The organism is Segetibacter sp. 3557_3, assembly GCF_004354985.1.
Classification (GTDB): Bacteria; Bacteroidota; Bacteroidia; order Chitinophagales; family Chitinophagaceae; genus Segetibacter.
This window is the reverse complement of record NZ_SMSK01000012.1, coordinates 166,294-189,408: the sequence shown is the minus strand read 5'-3', so window position 1 is coordinate 189,408 and position 23,115 is coordinate 166,294. Positions and strand designations below refer to the sequence as shown.

General features: G+C 45.8%; 17 protein-coding genes. 7 read left to right on the top strand and 10 right to left on the bottom strand.

Annotation, left to right across the window (positions count from 1 at the left end):
* Positions 1-1,183 precede the first annotated feature (1,183 nt).
* From EXU57_RS17140 to EXU57_RS17115, 6 genes are all read right to left on the bottom strand, one after another.
* Entirely contained in the window at positions 1,184-2,278 is a 1,095-nt protein-coding gene (locus tag EXU57_RS17140) for a serine hydrolase domain-containing protein (RefSeq protein ID WP_133269458.1), read from the bottom strand.
* A gap of 64 nt (positions 2,279-2,342) precedes the next feature.
* Positions 2,343-2,591 carry a hypothetical protein gene (locus tag EXU57_RS25200; protein ID WP_165958185.1) on the bottom strand — a complete coding sequence of 83 codons (249 nt, stop codon included), beginning with the start codon at positions 2,589-2,591 and terminating at the stop codon, positions 2,343-2,345.
* A gap of 540 nt (positions 2,592-3,131) precedes the next feature.
* Positions 3,132-5,384: an FG-GAP-like repeat-containing protein gene (locus EXU57_RS17130; protein ID WP_133269456.1), complete on the bottom strand. Its 2,253-nt coding sequence runs from the start codon at positions 5,382-5,384 to the stop codon at positions 3,132-3,134.
* Positions 5,385-5,748: 364 nt separating this feature from the next.
* Complete coding sequence (locus EXU57_RS17125) at positions 5,749-8,025, bottom strand: FG-GAP-like repeat-containing protein (protein WP_133269455.1); 2,277 nt, start codon at positions 8,023-8,025, stop codon at positions 5,749-5,751.
* Positions 8,026-8,356: 331 nt separating this feature from the next.
* A complete protein-coding gene (locus EXU57_RS17120) occupies positions 8,357-11,794 on the bottom strand; it encodes an ELWxxDGT repeat protein (protein WP_133269454.1) in 3,438 nt (1,145 codons plus the stop codon).
* Positions 11,795-12,729: 935 nt separating this feature from the next.
* On the bottom strand, positions 12,730-13,683 hold the full coding sequence (locus EXU57_RS17115) for a TIGR03885 family FMN-dependent LLM class oxidoreductase (protein WP_133269453.1): 954 nt from the start codon (positions 13,681-13,683) through the stop codon (positions 12,730-12,732).
* Between the two features lie 323 nt (positions 13,684-14,006).
* Here EXU57_RS17115 and EXU57_RS17110 point away from each other — a divergent pair, with 323 nt between their 5' ends.
* From EXU57_RS17110 to EXU57_RS25930, 5 genes are all read left to right on the top strand, one after another.
* Positions 14,007-14,309: a hypothetical protein gene (locus tag EXU57_RS17110; protein ID WP_133269452.1), complete on the top strand. Its 303-nt coding sequence runs from the start codon at positions 14,007-14,009 to the stop codon at positions 14,307-14,309.
* Between the two features lie 224 nt (positions 14,310-14,533).
* Complete coding sequence (locus EXU57_RS17105; RefSeq protein ID WP_133269451.1) at positions 14,534-15,142, top strand: dihydrofolate reductase family protein; 609 nt, start codon at positions 14,534-14,536, stop codon at positions 15,140-15,142.
* A gap of 1,067 nt (positions 15,143-16,209) precedes the next feature.
* Positions 16,210-16,716 (top strand): hypothetical protein, encoded by a 507-nt coding sequence (locus EXU57_RS17100; RefSeq protein WP_133269450.1) that lies wholly within the window; start codon positions 16,210-16,212, stop codon positions 16,714-16,716.
* 272 nt (positions 16,717-16,988) lie between these two features.
* Positions 16,989-17,798: an alpha/beta fold hydrolase gene (locus tag EXU57_RS17095; protein ID WP_133269449.1), complete on the top strand. Its 810-nt coding sequence runs from the start codon at positions 16,989-16,991 to the stop codon at positions 17,796-17,798.
* Positions 17,799-17,949: 151 nt separating this feature from the next.
* On the top strand, positions 17,950-18,153 hold the full coding sequence (locus EXU57_RS25930) for a cupin domain-containing protein (protein WP_133269480.1): 204 nt from the start codon (positions 17,950-17,952) through the stop codon (positions 18,151-18,153).
* Between the two features lie 294 nt (positions 18,154-18,447).
* On the opposite strand, the gene EXU57_RS17085 is transcribed toward EXU57_RS25930, so the two are convergent.
* From EXU57_RS17085 to EXU57_RS17075, 3 genes are all read right to left on the bottom strand, one after another.
* Positions 18,448-19,014, bottom strand: a complete 567-nt coding sequence (locus EXU57_RS17085; protein ID WP_133269448.1) for a hypothetical protein — start codon at positions 19,012-19,014, stop codon at positions 18,448-18,450.
* A 322-nt stretch (positions 19,015-19,336) separates the two neighbouring features.
* Complete coding sequence (locus EXU57_RS17080) at positions 19,337-19,690, bottom strand: hypothetical protein (protein WP_133269447.1); 354 nt, start codon at positions 19,688-19,690, stop codon at positions 19,337-19,339.
* A complete protein-coding gene (locus tag EXU57_RS17075) occupies positions 19,690-20,418 on the bottom strand; it encodes a class I SAM-dependent methyltransferase (protein ID WP_133269446.1) in 729 nt (242 codons plus the stop codon). Before EXU57_RS17075 ends, EXU57_RS17080 begins: the two co-directional genes overlap by 1 nt.
* 194 nt (positions 20,419-20,612) lie before the next feature.
* Between EXU57_RS17075 and EXU57_RS17070 the strand changes: the two genes are divergently transcribed.
* Entirely contained in the window at positions 20,613-21,275 is a 663-nt protein-coding gene (locus EXU57_RS17070; protein ID WP_133269445.1) for a DinB family protein, read from the top strand.
* 199 nt (positions 21,276-21,474) lie between these two features.
* Here EXU57_RS17070 and EXU57_RS17065 read toward each other — a convergent pair whose 3' ends face one another.
* Positions 21,475-22,056: a hypothetical protein gene (locus tag EXU57_RS17065; RefSeq protein ID WP_133269444.1), complete on the bottom strand. Its 582-nt coding sequence runs from the start codon at positions 22,054-22,056 to the stop codon at positions 21,475-21,477.
* Positions 22,057-22,327: 271 nt separating this feature from the next.
* Between EXU57_RS17065 and EXU57_RS17060 the strand changes: the two genes are divergently transcribed.
* Complete coding sequence (locus EXU57_RS17060) at positions 22,328-22,798, top strand: SRPBCC family protein (RefSeq protein ID WP_133269443.1); 471 nt, start codon at positions 22,328-22,330, stop codon at positions 22,796-22,798.
* Positions 22,799-23,115: the final 317 nt, after the last annotated feature.

Here is a 23,115-nt window from a genome sequence, read left to right as displayed (position 1 = left end):
TAATTGATGTATGCAGAATTATGAGTGCAGGGCTCCAAATCGTGATGTTCCTGTCATTCCCAAGAACCGTGAACCCATTTTGGAGTGATGAGTGATGAGAGAGAGTTATGAATGCAGAATTATGAGTGCAGAGTTATGAGTGCAGGGCTCCAAATCGTGATGTTCCTGTCATTCCCAGTAACGGTGAACCCACTTTGGAGAGATGAGTGATGAGAGAGAGAGAGTTATGAATGCAGAATTATGAGTGCAGAGTTATGAGTGCAGAGTGCGGAATTACGCGTGTAGAACTCCGAATCGTGATGTTGCTACCATCCCGAGAAACGGTGAATCCGTGTCGGAGAGATGAGTGATGAGAGAGAGTTATGAATGCAGAATTATGAGTGCAGAGTTATAATGCAGAGTGCGGAATTATGCGTATAGAACTCCGAATCGTGATGTTGTTGCCAATCCGAGGAACAAGGAATCCGTTTCGGAGAGATGAGTGATGAGAGATGAGTGCAGAATTATGAGTGCAGAGTTATGAGTGCAGGGCTCCAAATCGTGATGTTCCTGTCATTCCCAAGAACCGTGAATCCTCTTTGGAGTGATGAGTGATGAGAGATAGAGTTATGAATGCGGAATTATGAGTGCAGAGTTATAATGAAGAATGCGGAATTATGCGTGTAGAATTCCGAATCGTGATGTTGTTGCCATTCCGAGGAACGAGGAATCCGTTTCGGAGAGATGAGTGATGAGAGATGAGAGAGAGTTATGAATGCAGAATTATGAGTGCAGAGTTATAATGCAGAGTGCGGAATTATGCGTGTAGAACTCCGAATCGTGATGTTGTTGCCATTCCGAGAAACGGTGAATCATTTTTGGAAATATGAGATATGAGTGATGAGACGTGAGGTTTTTGTCATTTCGAGGAACGGTGAATCCGTTTTGGAGAGATGAGTGATGAGAGATGAGTGATGAGACATGAGGTTTTTGTCATTTCTAGGAACGAGGAATCCGTTTCCGAGAGATGAGCGTAATTAGCTCAATCGGAAACGCGTGCTTTCGTGATCAGGAGATGAAAGATGTACTGCTGCTGAAGGGCTGCGGGATACGGAGGGTTTAGCCGCGCCCCTGTATTCCGGCGCGGCCGTAACGAAGTGGAGCCCGGAGAAGCCCGGACAAGGGCCTGTCTTAGATCCGTTGCTCACGGCCCCAAGCTCTTATGTTTTGGCAATTCATAAGGCTGGTTGAGGGCTGCCAGCGTAAGCTTTTCGCGCAGCTCGTTGATGGGTGTTGCATTGGTATTGCTGAAGATGATTACGGTTATGTTTTGATCGACTAAATGCAGCCAGCTCGTGTTGCTACCCGTCATGGCGCCCTGCCGGTCAGCAGCACGGGCTTTGATGTTGCCGTACTTATTTTCGGTAACCCAAAAACCATAAGCAACGCTCCATAGTTTTGGATAAGATGTCAACATTAACCCGATGGTAGCTTTTGAAAGTAACTTGTAATTGAAGAGCGCCTGATCGAATTTTAATAGATCCTCAACCGTGGAATACATGGCAGCACTGGCATGATAGTTCTCGATGTAATAGGGCGGATCATTTGTAAACGACTTCGTACTATCGTTGTACAGGTAAGCCTGCGCAAGTTCTTTCACCAGCCGACGATCGGCTATAAAGCCAGTGTTCTTCATACCAAGCGGCTCGAGGATCATGGTATGAAGATTTTCCGCATAGCTTTTGCCGGTAGCCAATTCGATGATCTTACCAAGTATAATGTACCCGCCATTTTCGTACTTAAAGGTACTGCCCGGGGTGGTTGCAAGGGCGCCACTACAATACCGATTGATGAAGCTGTCTCTTGCTATTTCGGTTTGATAAACTGCCAGACCTGTGTTCCCCTCACAATCCGGAATACCGGAACTATAGGTGATTAACTGATGAAGATTTACCTTGTCTTTTCCTTCGCCAATGTACCCCGGAAAATAGGTTCCAATAGTAGCATCAAGTTTAAGTTTTCCTTCCTCTGCCAGCTTGAGCAACATGGCTACCGTAAAGGTTTTAGTAATCGAGCAAATTTTAAACTTTGTAGTTTTTGTGACGGGCACCTGTAGTTCTTTACTCGCCAGGCCGGCATAGTGGAGATAAGTAGGGTGCCCAGGTTTTGCAACCAGGATAGCACCGCTGAAATTTTGCGTTTTAGTGTAGTGATTAGCTATCCGGTTATAAGCTGAATGCTGACCAAAACTTGTGGAGTAGGTTAACCCGATGATTATAGCCGCAATGATTTTTGTCATGGTACAATTTGAGTCCAGGGAAATCTGACTAAATTATTTTATCAGCTGGTGGGTGCTCTGTTGCTTATTGCCCATCCGTCTTTAGCATTTTTTCGCTTGCCAATACATCTGCAATTTGTTTGGCCATCTTTTCGGCAATACCACCAATGTCTAGATTAGAAAAGCAAACGATGGTTAACTGTTGTTTCGGAAAACGCATAACATAGCTATTGAAGCCGATGTCGCCCCCGGCGTACCAAACCATTTCCTGGTCTTTATAAGTGCCAAACACCAAACCAGATGCATCATTTTTCTTATCGTGATTAAAGCTCATGCGCTGATGTATTAACTGATAAAATGAAGCACCTCCCATGGTATGAGTGTAAAAGTTTTTATCCCATAAATACCAGTCGTTGATACTGGTAAATACCCCGCTGCCAGCGTAGTGCGGTGAGTTGCGATGCACCATAAACGCATCAAGTCAAAAGCCAAAATTAAAAAGTCGAAAAGGAGAGCCGGGTGATAGAATGTAAAATGAAAAATTAAAAATGTAAAAAGGGGTGTCAAGTCCTGATAAACTACTAGAGTCAAAAGTCAAAATTAAAAAGTCAAAAAGGAGAGCTGGGTGATAGAATGTAAAATAAAAAATGTAAAAAGGGCTTTCAAGTTCTGATAAACTACTAAAGTCAAAAGTCATAATTAAAAAGTCAAAAGAGACCAAGTTCGGGAACGGGTACTGACGTTTGCAAAAAACCAGTCAACGTATCAACCAGTCAACCTATCAACCTATCAACCTATCAACCTATCAACTTGCTTCCCAAGACCTCAATACCCAATACCTCAATACCCAATACCCTAATACCCAATACCCACCCTACAACTGCTGCACATAAACCGTACTGAGCAATCCCGCCAGTATCGTATTCAGCAAAAAGTTCTGGTCGTTGCCCGGACCATTGTATTTGATTGTGCCATCCATGTTAACGTCTTCAGGAGCATAAACACCCGATAAAACCGTCGCAAGAGAACCCCCAAGTTTACTATTAAGCAGTTGATTTTGGTCATTTGCTGGTCCGGAATAACGAACGTTCCCGTTTGTATTGGCATCGCCTGCACGCATGGCCCATGCATTGCCGATCATTACGGTTGATGTATAACTTTGATTTTGGTAAGACTTGTCGGCAGCTGTGGTAAAATCATAATTGCCCAAGCCGGAACTAAAATCAACCGGCGAGGCGGAACGAATACCGAGGTGGTTGCGGTGGCGAATAGCAATGTGGTAGTTGCCCGGAAGAAAGCCCTGGAAAGTAATACCTGCATCAACACCATTAATGTCAATCAAAGTTCCGTTTTGTTTTACAAAAGCCGCTCTTGTTGCTAATACATTGGATGGGGTTGCCATACTTCTTAGTTCAATCAAAACCCAATCGACAATGTCGGGATGGGCCTCAAAGAATGTGGGGTCCACTTTTTCAGAGCCGGCATACCGATAGCGGTCTGTGGAATAGGGCTGATGAGCCGCAAGCGACTTCAAAATGCCTGAGCTATTTAAACTATTGGTCATAGCACCAGCGGAAACATCATATGCACCCTGTAGGAATACTTTACCATTAAACGTTATCGTATTTGAGGCATTGTTGATTTTGTAAACAGCATCCATCCCAAATAGCTCAGGTATTCCGTCACCATCAATGTCGGCAACAGCAACGGAAGCTCCGGTACCCTCAAAATCAACCCTTGATGCAAAAGACGATGCCGTAATTGCGCCAACAGCAGTCATGTTCCGCAATACAGACAAAACAGGCCCAAGGCTGGCCGTGATGATTTCAGGCTTTCTGTCGCCATCCACGTCTGCTATCGCTACCCTGTAGCTGTTGTAGGCAGGCCGAAAGATAATTGGAGGAGCCAGCGAAGCCAAATCGATCACACCCCGAGTTGCCGTGTTATGGTACACCATCACCTTGCCTTCAAAAGGTTGGCCCGGTCCGCCGACAAACCCGCTGGTTGAGCCGACAACAACATCGGGTTTACCATCATCATCCAAATCGCCAACAGCAACAGACTGGTCGCCCGGAAAGTACACCGGCGCAGCAAATGAAGCGTTTGAGATAGTTCCTCTAGTCGAAGTGTTTTTAAAAACTGCTATGCTCGGTCCATTGAAATCGGAGTTTACTACCATGTCCGTCTTCCCATCACCATCGATGTCGCTTGCTACTACAATACTATTGTGCATTGCCGAGGTTCCTGATACGCCGCCAAAATCTACTTTCGGCGCGAACGATGCGGTGTTCAGAATACCCTGTGAAGCCGTGTTTTGCAACACCGATACAGAATACACATTGCCGGTGATTATTTCAGGCTTTCCATCATTGTCGATGTCTGCAACCGCAACCGAGATAGAATAAACATCAGTTTCAAAATCGATTTTAGGTGCGAAGGAGGCAGCTGTTATGGACCCGGGCTCAGAAGTATTTCGGAGTACCGAAACGGATGCTTTGTTGTAATTAGGAACGACGATGTCAAGTTTGCCGTCTCCATCCAAATCTCCGATACCGATATATAAAATGTTCCAGTCATTGGATACGGGGAAACGCACCGTTGGAGCAAACGATGAACTAGAAAGACTAGGGCTACCTATAACGGCGGTATTGCGCGACACAAGAATTTCACCGTCTTCACCTGTAATGATATCAGGCTTGCCATCACCGTCGATGTCGGCTATTGTAGTCGTGCGCCCACCATCAATGGGCACCGCATTTTGGTAGAAGTTAGTGGTGAAGCCGTTGATAAAGGGATTGGTAAACGTTATTGAAAAAGGGGCCTTGGAATAGCCGGTCAGACCAGTTGACTGATCAGTAACGGTGAGCGGTTTGTAAGTTGCACCAGCCGGTGCGGTTACGGTTAAGCTGGTTGTAGTCGCCGCGGTTACCTGGGCGCGAACGGCACCAAAATAAACGATGTTGCGTGCGGGCTCAGGATTGAAGTTATATCCTGTAATGGTAACCGGTGTACCAATGGGGCCGCGATCAGGACTGAAAGAAGTAACCTGCGGTTGTGACCATCCATCAACAGCAAAGGATTGCAAAAGGCAACACAGGTAGCATTTAATCAACGTCTGAATGTTCATGGCAAGTAGTTGTAAGTCAAAATTCAAAAGCCTAAAGGGGTGCCGGGTGATAAAATGTAAAATGAAAAATGTAAAATGTAAAAAGGGGTTTCAAGTTCCGATCAGGTCTTTAACCCTGATACACACTAAAGTCAAAAGTCAAAATTAAAAAGTCAAAAGGAGAGCGCTTGCAAAGAACCAGTCAACCTATCAACCATTCAACCTATCAACCAATCAACTTATCAACCAATCAACCTACCAACCTATCAACATCCTCCCCAATACCTCAATACCCAATACCTCAATACCATAATACCAAATACCTCAATACCTAATCTCCAATCCGCAATCCGCAATCCGCTAATACTACTACCCAATCCCTACTCTACAGCTGTTGCACATAAACCGTACTGAGCAATCCCGCCAATATAGTATTCAACAGAAAGTTCTGATCATTGGCTGGTCCGTTGTATTTAATCGTACCATCCATGTTTAGGTCTTCGGGTGCATAAGCGCTAGTGATGAGGTTTGCGATGGATCCCCCGAGCTTGTTGTTTAGCAGTTGGTTCTGGTCATTTGCTGGTCCGGAATAACGAACGTTCCCGTTTGTATTGGCATCGCCTGCACGCATGGCCCATGCATTGCCTACTAGTACCGTGGAAGTATATGCCTGGTTCTGGAACGACTTGTCGGCACCCGTAGTAAAGTCATAATTGCCCGAGCCGGAACTAAAATCTACCGGCAAGGCCGAACGAATGCCAAGATGATTGCGGTGGCGGATAGCAATATGGTAATTGCCAGGCATGAAGCCCTGGAAGGTTACACCTGCATCAACACCATTAATGTCAATCAAAGTTCCGTTTTGTTTTACAAAAGCGGCTCTCGTTGCCAATACGCTGGTTGGAGTTGTTGCACTTCTTAATTCAACCAATACCCAATCCACTATGTCGGGATGGGCATCAAAGAACGTGGGGTCCACTTTTTCGGTGCCGGCATACCGATAGCGGTCTGTGGAATAGGGCTGATGAGCCGCAAGCGACTTCAAAATGCCTGAGCTATTCAGGGACGTAGCCATTAGCCCGGAAGTGGGATTGTATGCACCCTGCAAGAGTACTTTGCCGTTAAATGTAATTTGCCGGTCGGGGTTATCAATTTTATATACGGATAAACCTTCCGGATAGCTCATAAAAAACAGTTCAGGTTTGCCGTCCGCATCTACATCGCTGATAGATATGGGGCCGCGGTTACCGGGAAAATTTATACTCCCGGCCAAAGAACCTGCATTGATGCTGCCTGGTGTAGCCGTGTTACGAAAAACAGATATAGTGTTACCCGGGCTCACGCCCACCGCAACATCAGGTTTAGCATCGCCATCCAGGTCTCCAACCGTTACATCCCAGGCTTCGAGGGGGAGAAAAAAAGATACGGGCGGTTCGAATGAAGCAGGGGTGAGATTTCCGGGGGTAGCAATATTGCGGATTATGGAGACTGTGCCAAAGAACCCCTCTTGTGTGCCCTTAATTCCGGTACCTACGAGGTCAGGCTTGCCATCGCCATCCATGTCGCTGATGGCGAGATACCGTGTGTCGGCTGTGAGGATATTTACCGGGGCTTGAAAGGAGGCAGGCCCGATGCTGCCCACCGTAGCATTGTTTCTGAAAACTACAAATGCTCCTCTCAGATTCACGACCATATCGGGCTTGCCGTCTCCATCCAGGTCGCTGACTTCAACAGAAGGAAGGGTAACATCACTTGGATAAACACCGCTGAAGTCGACATTACCCGCGAAAGAGGAAGAATTAATGGTGCCAGGGGTAGACGTGTTGTGCAAAATTGATATGGCAAAACCACCCAACACGACCAGTTCGGGTCTACCATCTCCATCGATATCGCTAAGCTCGACTGTTGAGGCAAGCGTAGCTGTATTAAAATCGACTTTAGCGGCCATTGAAGAGGCCGTTATGCTGCCTGGTGTGGAAGTATTTCGCAGCACGGAGACCCTGGAATATGGTGTAGGAAAAGATCCGTAACTCGCAACCACGATATCTAACTTACCATCGCCATTTACGTCGCCAATTGCCGGAGGATGGCTGCGGCTGTAATTGCTATTATCAATAGGAAAACTAACCGGGGTGTCCAAAGAAGCTGCGCTAATAACATTGCTGCCTATGGCAGAAATATTGCGTCTCAGGGTTATGGTGGTTTGTTCAAGCGTCACCAGGTCAGGTTTACCATCCCCATCTATGTCGGCTATCGCAATTGGGCCATTCCCCTGAGCGAGGGAAACTTTAGGCTGATAGAAGTTAGCCGGTATCCCGTAGGCAAAAGGATTGGTAAAAGTTATTGAAAACGGGGCTTTGGAATAGGCGGTCAGACCAGTTGACTGATCAGTAACGGTGAGCGGTTTGTAAGTTGCACCAGCTGGCGCGGTTACGGTTAAGCTGGTTGTAGTCGCCGCGGTTACCAGGGCGCGAACGGCACCAAAATAAACGATGTTGCGTGCGGGATCAGGATTGAAGTTATGACCGGTAATGGTAACCGGTGTACCAACCGGGCCGCGATCAGGACTGAAAGCAGTAACCTGCGGTTGTGACCATCCATCAACAGCAAAGGATTGCAACAGGCAACACAGGTAGCATTTAATCAACGTCTGAATGTTCATGGCAAGCAGTTGTAAGTCAAAAAGTCAAAATTCAAAAGCCTAAAGGGGTGCCGGGTGATAGAATGTAAAATGAAAAATGTAAAATGTAAAAAGGAATTTCAGTCCTGATCAGGTCTTTACTCCCGATAAATTACCAAAGTCAAAAGTCAAAATTAAAAAGTCAAAAGAGAGACCAGGTTCGGGAACGGACACTGACGCTTGCAAAAAACCAGTCAACCTATCAACCAGTCAACCTATCAACTTCCTTCCCAAAACCTCAATACCCAATACCTTAATACCTAATCTCCAATTCGCAATTCGCTAATACTAATACCTCAAAACCAACCCCCACTCACAACTGCTGCTGGAAGATGGTGCTCAACGACCCCGCCAAAATAACGTTCAGCAAAAAATTCTGGTCATTGGCCGGGCCATTGTACTTAATGCTACCATCCATGTTCACGTCTTCGGGTGCGTACACCCCTGATAATACCATCGCAAGGGAACCGCCTAATTTAATATTGAGCATTTGGTTCTGGTCATTCCCGGGTCCTGCATATCGTACGTTACCATTTGCATTGGCATCGCCTGCACGCATCGCCCACTTTTCGCCGAGTTGAACGGTGGCGGTGTAAGCGTCATTCTGATGCACTTGATCGGTACCGGTAGTAAAATCAAATCTGGCAGTACCGCTGCTAAAATCAACAACACTTGCTGACCGGATACCTAAATGATTACGATGCCGGATGGAGACGAAGTAGGCAGCAGGCGCGACGCCTGCAAAAGATACCTGCTCACTTGTGCCATCGATATCGACAATGGTACCATCGCGTTTTATAAAGGCGGCACGGCGTGCCACTATGGTTTGAGGTGACGTACTGCTCCTGAGTTCAAGCAGTACCCAGTCTACAATGTCGGGATGGGTTTCAAAAAAAGTCGTACCTACGTTTTCTGTTCCCGCGTATCCAAATGCCGCATTGTTATAAGGCTGACTGGAAGCATTGGCCTTTAGGATACCAGCGGTATTCAGGCCATTACTCATTAGACCCGTATTTTGATTAAATGCGCCTTGCAGGTATACTTTGCCGCTAAACACTATTTCGGTGCTAATGGAACCCACGTACAATTGGGAATTCAGGGCCACTTCACTGGCCACTAACAATAATTTACTCCCCAGCACGGTGAATTGTCTTGGATAGCCATGGACCTCGCCTGGTGCAAAATCGCGGACCAACACCGTGCCGGCAGCCGTTCCATCGCTCTTCCATAACTCGTTGCCATGAAAATTATCATAAGCCGAGAAGTACAAGGTACCGTTGACATTCTTGAAAAAACCGGGCATTGCATCATTGCTCCCCGGACGAATGTCTTTCACCAGTACGGTTCCGGCATCCGTTCCGTCGCTTTTCCAAAGCTCCCGCCCGCTGGCAATGTTGACGGCGCTAAAAAATAGCGTACCATTTACGTTGGTAATTTCCTGGGGCGAGGAAGCTCCCTGTCCGGCAAGAATATCTTTAACCAACACCGTTCCGGCATCCGTTCCATTGCTCTTCCAAAGCTCATTTCCGTGATCCGGACTGATGCCAACGAAATACAATGTGCTGTTGACGACGATAAGGTAAGTTTGATAATCAAACGGCAAGACAACACCACTTACCAGGGTTGTTCCATTATCCGTACCATCGCTCTTCCATAATTTCCTTTGTGCAGCAGTTGATGCAGACAAGTACAGGACACCATTCATTTCAACGAAGTTTCCAGGGGCTGAGCCAACCGGCCCGGTTTCAATGTCCTTCACCAGCAGTGTTCCGTCCGGGCTGCCATCAGTTTTCCATAATTCAAACCCATGAACACCATCATTTGCCCGGAAATATAATGTCCCGCTAAGATTGAAGAACTTTGACGGGTCTGAAGGACTGCTTCCGGGGTTGATGTTTGTAACCATTGTCGTTCCGGCAACAGTGCCATCACTCCTCCAAAGCTCCGTACCGTTTATGCCGTCATTAGCGGAGAAATACAATACACCATTTACGTTGATCAAGTTTTCCGGGTAAGAAGAACCCGCTGTGTTGATGTTCCTGACCAGGCTTGTGCCGTCAGCTGTCCCATCAGATTTCCACAGTTCAAAACCATTAACGCCGTCGTCAGTTGTAAAAAACAGGGTTCCATTAACCGCAGTCATTTGCCGGATGGTGGAATTTCCTATTCCCGGATTAATGTCCTTGACAAGCATCGTCCCTGTTGCTGTACCATCGCTCCGCCACAATTCAGCCCCACTTGTGTCTGTTGCCGAAAAATACAGGGTACCATTAACAACGACCAGATTATCTGGTCCGGAGCCAAGAGCGGCAGTATTAATATTCTTTGCGATGAACGTTCCTGCAGCACTTCCGTTGGTAACCCACAACTCTATTCCACTGGTTCCATCAGCAGCACTAAAAATTACCTGGCCATTGATGTTCGTCATAAACCGCGGAGTGGAAGGTCCTCTTGGATTTATGTTTTGTACCATCATGGTGCCGGCATCTGTTCCGTCGCTGATCCAAAGCTCGCTGCCATTGTCGTCAGCGGCACTAAAGTACAGCACCCCGGCGATGTTTGTCAGGTACTCGTAAAAAGTGCTTCGTGAACCGGTGTTTATATCTTTAACCTGTACTGTACCAGCGCTGGTTCCATCGCTTTTCCAGAGTTCCTCACCATAGGAGGAACTGCTCGCACTAAAAAACAAGGTTCCGTTTACATTCACCAGGTTCCGAGGATAGGAGTTGCCCCCTCCCAGGTATATATCTTTTACCATAACCGTCCCTGCTGTTGTGCCATCGCTTTTCCACAGTTCAGATCCGTCGCTGCCAGCCGCAGCTCTGAAGAAAAGGGTACCATCAACATTAGTGAGATAGAAAAGCGATTCTGTAAAGGCTTTTACCAAGGTAGTTCCCGCATTGGTTCCGTCGCTTCTCCATAATTGATAACCCGTACGGAAAAACAGTGTTCCATTGGCGTTTACCAAGTCTGTCGGATCGGATGAATTGGGCACCCAAGGCGTAAAAGGGTTCATCCCGGGAAGGATATCTTTCACCATGTAGGTCTGGCCCGTAGTTCCATTGCTCCTCCAAAGTTCATGGCCGTTAACACCATCAGTTGCGCTGAAAAACAGTGTGCCATTAACATTGGTGATGTTGTTTATTGATGAGCCAGCTTGCCCTGGGTTGATATCTTTTACCATTGTGGTGCCGCCGGCGGTTCCATCACTTTTCCAAAGTTCCTGCCCGGTTGAACTAGTACTTGCAGCAAAGTAAAGCGTACCGTTTATGTTCGTTAACTTTTGAACATAAGCATCGTTATAGATACCGGTATAAATGTCTTTTACCATCACCGTACCCGATGCTGTTCCATCGCTTTTCCAAAGCTCGCTACCATGAGTGCCGTCACTGGCGACAAAAAACAATACACCATTAACGTTGGTCAGGTTTTCAGGGAACCCGCTATTTGTACCCTCATTGATGTCTTTAACCAGTACCGTTCCGGCTGCGGTACCATCCGTTTTCCATAACTCCCTCCCGGTCTGCGGATTTTCCGCTGAAAAATATACAGCACCATTACATAAGGTTAACGAGATCGGATTTGAACCCAGGTTAGATGAATTGATGTATTTGACCACATCAAACGTTTGCGCATTGCTCCTTAGACCGGCGAAGGCAGATGCAAGCAAAAGAAAACATTTGACGATATGCCCGCTTCTTACAGGAAAGATGACGTTCTGAAGCCTTTTGCGAAATTTGATTAGCAACATGGAGTAACAGTTTGACCGTATTATATTTTTTTAACGAAACGAAGTATGCTTATGACTATTCATGTACAACTAAGCATTGAAGCCGAATGCACACTACCACCTCATAATACCATGTATCTTGCTGCTCGAGTTTGTACTTAGCACTTTGTAGAAACCGGGTACGATTGAGCTTTTCAATCAGATGAACAGGGGTACATGACGGGCATTTGTTTTTAAAAAAATTTATTTTCGATAGGTAAAAGCGCAATAGCTTTCAAGAAGATTGGATGATTTTGGGCGTGTCCCCCAACTCAGGTTGTGGGGCCGGGCTTTTCGTTCCAAGTCCGGTGGCGCTCTGGCGCCATCCGGGCTTTCCACTTCAATCCCTCACGCGATTGCTGCTAGCATTGAAGCCAGTCTTTACAACAGCAGACGATGTGCAGTCATAGAACTTCCGTTACTACAACCATGAGGGCCAGGGGTACCTTTCTGTCATTGCGGTTAACACTGGGGAGGATTTACAAACGGCAATGAATTTCCATTGTCCAAAACAAAGGAATCTTTATCAATTTAAAGAAACATTCAATAGCAACGGATTAAATTCTATTTGATCGTATTCCCATTATGAGACTTCATTTGGAGACTTGCAGATAGCCAGGAGCATGATAAGCGGCGCAGATGGTTTACACATGCAACAACCCACGAGACAGCCGCGCGGCACGACTAACATAGCCCTCACCAAATTGGTGTGGCAAGGTGCTGCTGGCATATACCTTTTAAATACTTCATACGGAGTGAGAAAAGAACATGTAGCGAATAATGTAATACGTGAAAACCATTGAAGGCCGGACTGAGGGGAATTCCAAAGCGAACTAAATCCCGGGGAACAATCCTGCTTGCGCCGCTGCAAAGCTGAACAGCGCCATTTAACGATTGAGGACCCGGGAAACATTTCTTCAGTGCAACTTAGGAATAACCTTTTCGCCAAAGGTGTCGATAAACAACCGCTGTTCCCGGTTTACATTGTGTAATATAATCCGGTCAAATCCAAGCTCCATATCCTGCTTTATCCAATCGATATGTTGCTGCAAACTGTTTGAGATACGAACCATTTTCATCAACTCCTGCGGCTGAACGAATTCCGCCATAGCATCAAATTGTTCCACCATCCACATATCCCCCAATACGGTGCTATTGAACACGTTTGTACGCCACTGGTCCATAGCACCTGCAACGGCCTGATCAAAGGTTTGGTCATACGATACCTGCACTTTTAAAAGAATCGGCTTTCCTTCTCCCCCATTGTTTTTAAATGCATTTACCACCTCCTTTAATTGTTCGTGTGGTTGACTAACCGTAATCATACCTTCAGCCCAGGAGCCAAGCCATGCAGCTGTTTCTTTGGTCACGGCGGCACCATACACCGGCGGAAGTTTAGCAGGCAGTGTATACAGCTTTGCATTTTCAACGGTTATCCGGCCATGGTGGGTTACTGTTTCGCCCTTGAATAATCGCTGAATAACCTGGTAACATTCTAACAGGCGTTCATTTCTTTCCGCTTTCATTGGGTATTTTTCTCCCGTTATCCTTTCGTTGAGGGCTTCCCCACTTCCTAACGAGATCCAAAATCTCTCGGGAAACATTTCTGCCAGGGTAGCCGCCGCCTGCGCAACAATTGCGGGGTGGTAGCGCTGTCCGGGTGCGCACACGGAGCCATGTGGTAAACGGGTAGCCTGCATCGAGGCGCCAAGCCAGCTAAATGCAAAGCCACTTTGCCCCTGACTTTTACCCCAGGGGTGAAAATGGTCTGAGCAATGAATCGAGGTGAAACCGGCCTTTTCTGCTGCTGAAGCAAGGCTCAATAATTCACTGGGTGGAAACTGTTCGTGCGAGGCCTGGTACCCGATCATGGTGGTTGCTTTTTGTATTGGTACTATTAATGAGGATACGATGACTGCTAAAAAACAAGTGCCAGATCACGGAGTATGATTAGCTGCAACAATATCACGAACCGGCTTCCTCCACCCCAGAAGGGTTAAACCTGGCCACAAGCCTGTAATGGAAGTCAGACAGGAACGCTTGAGTTCAACCGGGCCTACCCTGCTATTTTCAGCACAAACAAGCAACAGCCTTGCAACAGAACGCAATACTTTTTTTAAGAGTTGCGCGGTAAAAATTGCTAATATTATGTCCTCCTATTTAACCAGGTTGGTCCCTCAAGCTATATACTTATATGGAAGAGATTACAGATACACAGTTGAAGAACTTTCAGAAAACCCGGAGTACGGTCACTATACTTGCAATATCAACCTATGTTGTGTTTTCTATCGTCAAACGAACTTCGGATAACCACGATCTGTACTGGATCCCACTCATTATCGTGCTGGTAAACCTGGTGATTTTAGTAAGAACTGCAATTAAGATGTTTAAACACAGTTTGCTTCGATCAAAGTCAACGCTAATCTGGCTGAGCTGTCAATCAATTATCAATCTTGTACTCGTACTTTTAATTTGCAGCTACTTTGGTGAAGGGTAGGTCCACCATTCATAGTACCGCAACAAATTTCAGCTAACGGGCTGGTCTCCCCCTGACCACCCGGGAACATGCCGAGTACCGAAATTCATTCGGTTCGGAATTGATAATCTACCTGTCGGCACTCTTCGCATACGATTGTCGCATTTACCCTTTTAATTGGCGCATTCACCCTAAATCACCTCCGGTTTGTTGCCGAGATTTGTAGCCATATAAACACCAGGCAAATGAGAAAATTAGTAGTCTTTTCCATGATCACATTAGATGGGGTAATGCAGGCACCAGGTGGACCTGAGGAGGACACTTCGGGCGACTTTGAATACGGAGGTTGGGTAGCGCCGTATTCTGATGATGTTTACAATGAGGTGGTGCAGGAAGAACTGAAACCCGCAGATTACCTGCTCGGCAGAAAAACATATGAGATCTGGGCAGCTTATTGGCCGGAACACGGCGAATTTTGGCCAGGTATAAACAATGGAACGAAATATGTTTTTTCAAATAGCTTAAAGCAATCAGATCCTGTCGTTAGCGGCTGGAAGAACTCGATAGTCGTAAATACACCTGAAGAGATCAAACGGATCAAGAATTCACCGAGCAACGAAATCCAGGTTTGGGGCAGCAGCGAGCTTGTACAGCTGTTGCTAAAGCACGATCTTGTTGATGAACTGCGGCTTAAGATTCACCCGTTAATCCTTGGAAAAGGAAAAAAGCTTTTAGATAACGGAACAATCCCGGCTGCTTTCAATTTAGTGCAAAGTATTGTTACACCTAAGGGAGTTATCATCGCTCAATACAACAGGGCGGGAGAAGTAAAGACGGGCTCACTTATGGTTTAAAGCTATCGGTCTTAACCGATTGTTTTAAACCAATTCTTAATGTACGAGGTTGGGTTAATTCAACCCGTAATAAAGCATACACCATCTTTGCCAATGCTACCGATGCCATAACATGGGATTGCTGCGCTGCGCTCGCAATGACAATTGGGACTGTGCTTGCAATGATGAACCGTATTAAGCGCTTGCAATGGTGGTGTAGTGCTAAGCAGATGTTGTCGATGCCAAAACATGGGATTGCTTCGCTGCGCTCGCAATGACGATCGTGACTGCGCTTGCAATGACGAACCGTATTTTGCGCTTGCAATGGTGGTGTAGTGCTAAGCAGATGTTATGGATGCTAAAACATGGGATTGCTTCGCTGCGCTCGCAATGACGATCTGTATTATGCGCTTGCAATAATGGTGTAGTGCTAAGCAAATGTTGTCGATGCCAAAATATGGGATTGCTTCGCTGCGCTCGCAATGACGATCGGGACCTGCGCCTGCAATGACGATCCGTATCATGCGCTAACAATGGTGGTGCAGTGCTAAGCTAATATTATGGATGCTAAAACATGGGATTGCTTCGCTGCGCTCGCAATGACGACTCGTATTATGCGCCTGCAATGACGATCGGTATTTTGCACATGCAATGATGGTGTAGTGGTAAGCAGATGTTGTCGATGCCAAAACATGGGATTGCTTCGCTGCGCTCGCAATGACGATCTGTATTATGCGCTTGCGATGATGAACCGTATTTTGGGCTTGCAATGGTGGTGTAGTGCTAAGCAAATGTTATGGATGCTAAAACATGGGATTGCTTCGCTGCGCTCGCAATGACGAACCCTACGCGCGCTCGCAATGACGATCGGGAACTGCGCTCGCAATGACGAACCCTACGCGCGCTCGCACTGACGACCGGGAAAAGGAATTGCGTCGGCGAGCAAACGCATGACTCATGACTAATTCCAAATGCATTCATCATCCATACTTCATCAATAAAAAGGGATTGCATCGCTGGTGCGCTTCACGACAAATTAACTGTGGACAGTTGTAATTGGGTTAACGGATCATGAAAAGAATTAAACAATGATTGACTTTGAAAAGCTATTGGGCGGCGGCGATCTGCGTTCGATTGGGGCAAGTGATACTGTTGTCTCACTGGTAAAAAATCAAGCTCACTTCGACGCTTTGTTCGGGTTTGTTTTCTCCCATGACAGAAGGTTAGTAATGCGGGCAGCGGATGCCGTTGAAAAGGTTACGCGAGAACATCCGGAATATCTACAGACCCATAAAACTGCCCTGCTGCAACTGCTGCACACAGCTAAAGACAAAGAATTGAAGTGGCACCTGGCATTACTTGTTGCCAGGCTGCAGCTTTCAGATGAGGAGCTTGGTAACGCCTGGCAATTGCTTACAGGGTGGGCGACCAATAAAAAGGAAAGCAGAATAGTACGCGTGAATTCATTGCAGGCACTTTATAACCTGTTGTCGCAACGGCAAGAGTTAAAACAGGATTTTGTAATAACCATTACACAAGTTAAACAGGAAGATGTTCCCTCAATTAAGGCCAGGCTTAAGCAATTTAAACTATAGCGATATGCATATAGAGCTTCAATTGATTTACAAACAGCTGCTAACTATAAATCGATTGAACCCAGGTTTGGGATAGCACATGGCACCGTTTAAAACACGAATCTTCCCTACGCAAACCAGGCCAGAGTTTCCGGGTATTCCTTATACTTGAAATAGCCAAGGGCGATGGCATGCATCAACCGCCTTAATAAAATGAAATGCATAAAACGCGCATTTGGATAACCATTGCAGCTTTAATAATTTCAGCTTGCAATCAAACAAACACTAACCAGATGGGTGCCTCCCCAACAACCGGTAACACAAACAAAACAAGTGGCTTTGCATTGGTCAATGGGCTCAACATGTATCATGAAGTTCATGGCACGGGTGCTCCGTTAGTGTTGATTCATGGTGGCGGATCTTCGATAGCAACCACATACGGCAGGGTGTTACCGGAGTTTGCAAAAACACGCAAGGTAATCGCAGTAGAAATGCAGGCACACGGGCGAACAGCGGACATAGACAGGCCTTTAAGTTTTGAACAGGATGCAGACGACATTGCGGCTCTCCTCACCCAATTAAACATCAAAACAGCAGACGTTTTTGGCTTTAGCAATGGAGCAAGCACCACGCTACAATTTGCTATCCGGCATCCTCAGATGACGAACAAAATAGTTGTAGCATCAACGTTTTACAACAAGACTGGTGCCCCTGGATGGTTTTGGGAGATGATGGCAAAACCCACGTTTGAAACCATACCGCAGGTTTACAAAGACGCGTTCCTGGAAATCAACCCCGACTCAAACGCATTATATCGCATGTATGAGCGGGACGTGGCAAGAATGCAATCCTTTCCTGATATTACAGCGGAGCAGATGAAATCCATAAAGGCTCCGGTATTCTTTATACAAGGAGACAGAGATATTGCAACACCTGAACATGCTGTTGAAATGCATCGCCTGGTTCCAAACTCACGGTTAGCAATAATCCCCGGTGGACATGGTGAATACATTGGTGAATTAACAACACCGCAGAATACTGCCCTGATTACTGCTACGGTTTCCCTGGTCAACGAATTCCTGAATGCCGACCGGGCAAAGTAAGCACCACTTAATTTTAAAGCAAATGAGTCAGCACACCGGGGATCGTACTGAAACGATCATTTTACAATCAGGGGAAGGATGGCTATACCAACCCGGGACAATGACCGAATTTAAACAGCGGAAGAAAAAACGAAACAGCAAATAATGGAGCATTTCAGAATGTTGCCTGAACCCCACTCCGTGCGGCCCGGCACCGCATAAACATAAGGCCCAGGTATTTTATGTGCTTGCAGGCACGATCTATATGCTGGTTGCCGATGATTGGATCGACGCGCCCAAAGGAACATTCATTAGTATTCCCAGGTTTACGATCCACAATTTTGCAAATCGCACTCAGGCCGTGCAGGAATGTTGAATATTGATATCCCAGGTGGATTTGAAAGGAATTTACCGTCAATGGTTAAGTGGTTCGAAAACCATAAGCCGTGACTTTAACTGGGATATAGCCAGAAGAAGAGTTAATCAACATGAAGAGCGTTTATATTTTTCAAGACCGTCTGCGACCTGCCCGCTTTCAGGACAGGATCATGCGCACTACATCCAAAAATAACAACAAATAAAAAACTCCCTGACACATCATATGCAGGGAGTTTTTTTATGTATGCATCAACAGCTTCGCAGAACCAATTCAACTGTGATGATATTATGATTAAGGCACTTTAAAAAACGTGTCAACAGTACCATTAGTTGCCGTAACCTGGAAACAATCGCGTCCGCCAACTTTGGTAATCACCAGTTTTTGTACAAGATCACTTTTGCCACTGTTTGTTTGTGTGTTCCAAAGTTCATCAGCCCTTAACGGCCTGTTTTCACCACTGGTAGATTTGTATGTACCACTGGTTGGGAAGTAGCCAAGGTGACCCTGGTTGTCCGACTCAAAAAAACCTTGTGAAGAAATGTTTACTTCGATATAAGTGCCCGCGCCAATAGTTGAATAAAGGTGACTGTAGCAGGAACCATAACCATCGGCACCGATGTTGTATTGTTTTGCCAGGCCATATGCCGAGCCCTGGTAAACACCGTTGTTATCGTAATAAGCGCCATCACTACTGTTGGTCCACATCCATTTACCAACAAGTCGTTGATCTACTATGTGAACCGCACCAGCTGGAGGTTTTGGCGTAACATCGTCTTTTTCGCAACCCGTTACTGAAATGGATACTAAAATTGCTGCTATTATTGCGAGCGCCAATCTGTTTAGTTTTAAAGTTTTCATGTTTTGTTTTGCTTGATTATTTAAGACAAAAATATCTTTGGGTACACTGTCGGGCAATCGCATTTATATGTGATTTATTAGCATCTGGAACGGGGAGCACCATGGTATGGTAATTCGCCGAAGACGGCGTTGAAGTGCCTCGCGGCATCACCACTTTATGTTATACCGTTGTGACAAACAATTGGATTGCATCACCGGTGATACAAATTTTAAATTCTAAAAATTAGGAAAATTGTCCTGGGTTTAGCCGTAACGCATGATGGGTATATTGAAGGACCCAATGGTGAAACAAATTAGTGTATCATGGAAGATGATATGGGATTTAACGGCTGTTTATCAAGCTTAGACACCATACTTGATCGACGAAAAAGCTATGTCCTTTGGGGTAATTTTCAGCCCGGCCATGATGCTCCTGCAACAGAATGATTACTTTGGCAAAACGTTCCACAGCCAAACGAAATATGTGTTCTCGAAGGCTCCCAATAGGGATGATCGTGCAACCCGGATAAGTGAAGACCTGGTCGGCAATGTTATGGACATTAAAGCTCAGCCAGGCAAAGGCATTTGGCTTTATGGTGGAGTGCAACTGATCACGACCTTTGTGAACATCAACCTGGTTGATGTTTACCACATGCACCGGCAGATCACCCCCCGCAATTGTATCCGATATATTCATCACTTCGATAATAACTGCTCGGCGGCAACCCAATTATTTTTGGTCAACAATAACAGCGAGTATCCGCCAACTGTCTTGGTACAAAAACGCTGATTGATTTTGAATAGCAGTTTACGAAAAGTATCAACGACCTGTTGTTTTGCAGTCTGCTGTTCAAACGTGGGCGGAGTATACAGTTGGTCGATGAGCTCAAACCCGTATTCAGCCAAAACGCTTTTGATGAAGTCTTCCGTAAAATTGTGAATATGTCCCACTCGTTTTTTTGACTCGACTAACATTTGTTCCTTAAAAAGCGACCACATACACATATCCAGTGGTATGTGAAAAATGGTATACCTGCCTTTATGGATAATGCCGGCAAGAAACTTAAAATAGTCTGGGATATGTTCAATAACATCAATTACCATTAACAAATCAAAGGGGACTTCTTTGTCGCTTTGGGTAATATCTTTTACTTCGAAGCTTACCCGGTCGTTTGCTTTTTGTTTTGCAATCTCGATTGCATCCCGTGAGATATCGTACCCACGAAAGCTATTTACACCCGGCAATTGTTTTGCTAGCTGCGCCAGTATCTCGCCGCTACCGCACCCAATTTCGCAGATGGTTTCAAAAGCAATACGGTTCCTTTTCAGGATTGTCAGTACCTGTTTTACCTTGCCCGGCGCGTCCTCCTCATGCCAGGAAGGATTGTTACGGAGATAGCTCTTATCGTTATAAATATCTTTCATTAGTAATCACCTTCTTCTGCAATCAATTTACAATATCATCAAGCAAGGTAAAGTTAGCCTGCTACTGCATACCGGGTACCGTAAACACCTTGCCTTGCCGTGGATGTCTCATCAAGGTTTCAATCGTTCAAGTATAGACAAACACCAGTTGTAATCCGGACTTTAAAACAGTAACTTTCTGTTGAAATAAAAATATGGAAGAAACCGGAGCTCTCTTTGACCGAAGAAGATTTATTGGCAGTGGTGCTGCACTTGCAGCGGGTATTGCTGGCCTATCCATCCTGCCGCAACAAGCGTGCAGCCAGCAACATGCTATTGAAGGACTTAACGTAATTGGACCCAGGCAGGGATTTTCACCACATATTGGCACATTGGTTTCCATGATGGCCTGGATGCGTTCTGTGGTGCTCCAATCTGTACAGGGTCTAACGGTTGCACAACTGGACCTCTTACCCGATTCTAAAGCAAACTCCATCGGTGCACTCCTGCTGCACCTGGCAGCAACAGAACGCTACTACCAACTGCACACTTTTGAAAACACGAAGTGGGGAAGCTGGGATGATAAAATAAAAAAACAATGGGACATTCCCATGAATCTGGGGGATGCGGGAAGAAAGACCATCAAAGGTGAGCAGCTGGACCATTACCTGAATACGTTAACCGAAGTGCGTCAGAAAACGCTTGAGCAGCTCAGAATGCGTGACGATAAATGGTTGCTGACGGTAGACAAAAGCTGGGGATGGGGACCAACCAACAACTACTGCAAGTGGTTTCATGTGGTTGAACACGAGTCTAATCACAACGGCCAGATGAAATGGATCAGGAGCAGGCTTCCGGGTAGCAGCGGGGAAAACTAATTTCGACCGGGGTGGATTACGGCTGTATACAAGTCATGACAACCCTTAATACAGCAAGGCGCACGATACCCTTGTGGCAACGGCCGGCATTGTGTTGCGAGGTTTGGTTTCAGACCCGATTCCTGGCGCCCTGAGATTTCCTCACTAAGACCTTTCCAGCTGATCAAATGGCTTTGCATCAGAACCTCAAACAGAAAGGTTATGGCATCGCGACATACGTTTGTGTATTGGTTTGTTTGGTAAAAGTAAACGGCACAATTTGATTGTATCTCACCACGAGTTTATCCACTGTCAGTTCCAGTACCTTGCAGCGTGCCATTATAATTTCCGGTTTTAAATTCGGCACCTCAAGGGGAACCACGACGATTAGCGAATCATTTGCGTTGTCCAAAAAGTGATAACCAATAGGGGCTTCCGTGGCCGGATCATTCGGGTTGCACTTTATCGTGTTGTAGTATTGGTGCGTAGAACCATCTGGCAGAAAAACGGAGTAATCGTCTATCGCACATGGAAAATTATCCCTAGCAAAATCGAAGAGATCAGTATACGATTTACCGGTGGCCGGGTCGGTCCACGTTGGTGTTGTTGCCTGGGAGACCGTGCGCCATTTTGTGTGGTAAAGAAAGTCAAAGTTAAACCTGGCTTTCTTTTCACTCTCTTTCTTGCAGCCCGTAATCGCCAAAGCAAGTGCAATAATGATTACCACATAAGTAAGTATAGCCTGGTCGGCGCTATGTTGAAAAGAATTCCGAAGCTGAACAAAACATTTGAAAGGTATCATTGCCCGAATTTTAGTTGTGAGTAAATGTTCGAATGGGTGTATGTGGAACAGGTTTTTGCCGTCCCAACATAAACGTATACCAACACGTTGCCGGCCCGAATGAACCCGTTCGTATGCGCCCGCCCTCTAGATATCTGGCAATTCTATTCAGCAAGCCGCTGACGGCAAATTCGCTTACAACATTGATTGATATTTAGTAAAATTGCTAAAACAACCACGATCGATCAATCACCAGATATGGTGATTATAAAAGCGAATAATCATTTAAATTATGACTGCAAAGTCAACTTCAACAACGGGGTTTGAAATCGTAAGTACCCGTTTGGTGGATGCACCCAGGGAAATGGTTTATACAGCATGGACCAGTCCCAAACACCTTAAGAAATGGTGGGGACCAGCTGGTTTCACCAATACTTTTAACGAGTTCGACCTGCGACCGGGTGGCAGATGGCGTTTTATTATGCATGGACCCGACAAGGGCAACTATCCTAATGAATGCGTATTTATCCAGGTTGAGCAACCTGCCCTGATTGCCTGGGAACGGTTGACCAAACCATTGTTTAACGTGGTAGCAACCTTTGAAGAAGCCGGTGCGAACAAAACGAAGATTGTTTTCCGGCAAATATTTGCGTCATCACATGAATGCGAAAAAGTGAGGGTGTTTGCGGTTGAAAAAAACGAAGAGAACTTCGACCGGCTTGAGGCGGAACTGGTAACAATGAAGTTGAAGGCGGACCACTGATAATAAGGTCGAATAAACTCCTTAGCACGAATTACCGGGTACTTGGATTTGAAAAGAAATGTGTGGGTGCTTTTGAACCTGTCGAAAGCCAATAACCCATTTGCTGTCCTACCTTTTACGCCGGCTGGAAGGGTTCATGCGCGGGAGTGCCGCAGCCGGACTATGAAGCGCCGGCATTCGGAAATGATTTACTAAGAAGCATATGGGTATCCACAGCATTGTTTGCAAGATTCATGGATTCCCGCTTCCCGCTATTACAAACATTGTAGCCCCTATTGACACTACCGTGAATCCTTTGTAGTTTAAAGTTGCTATTG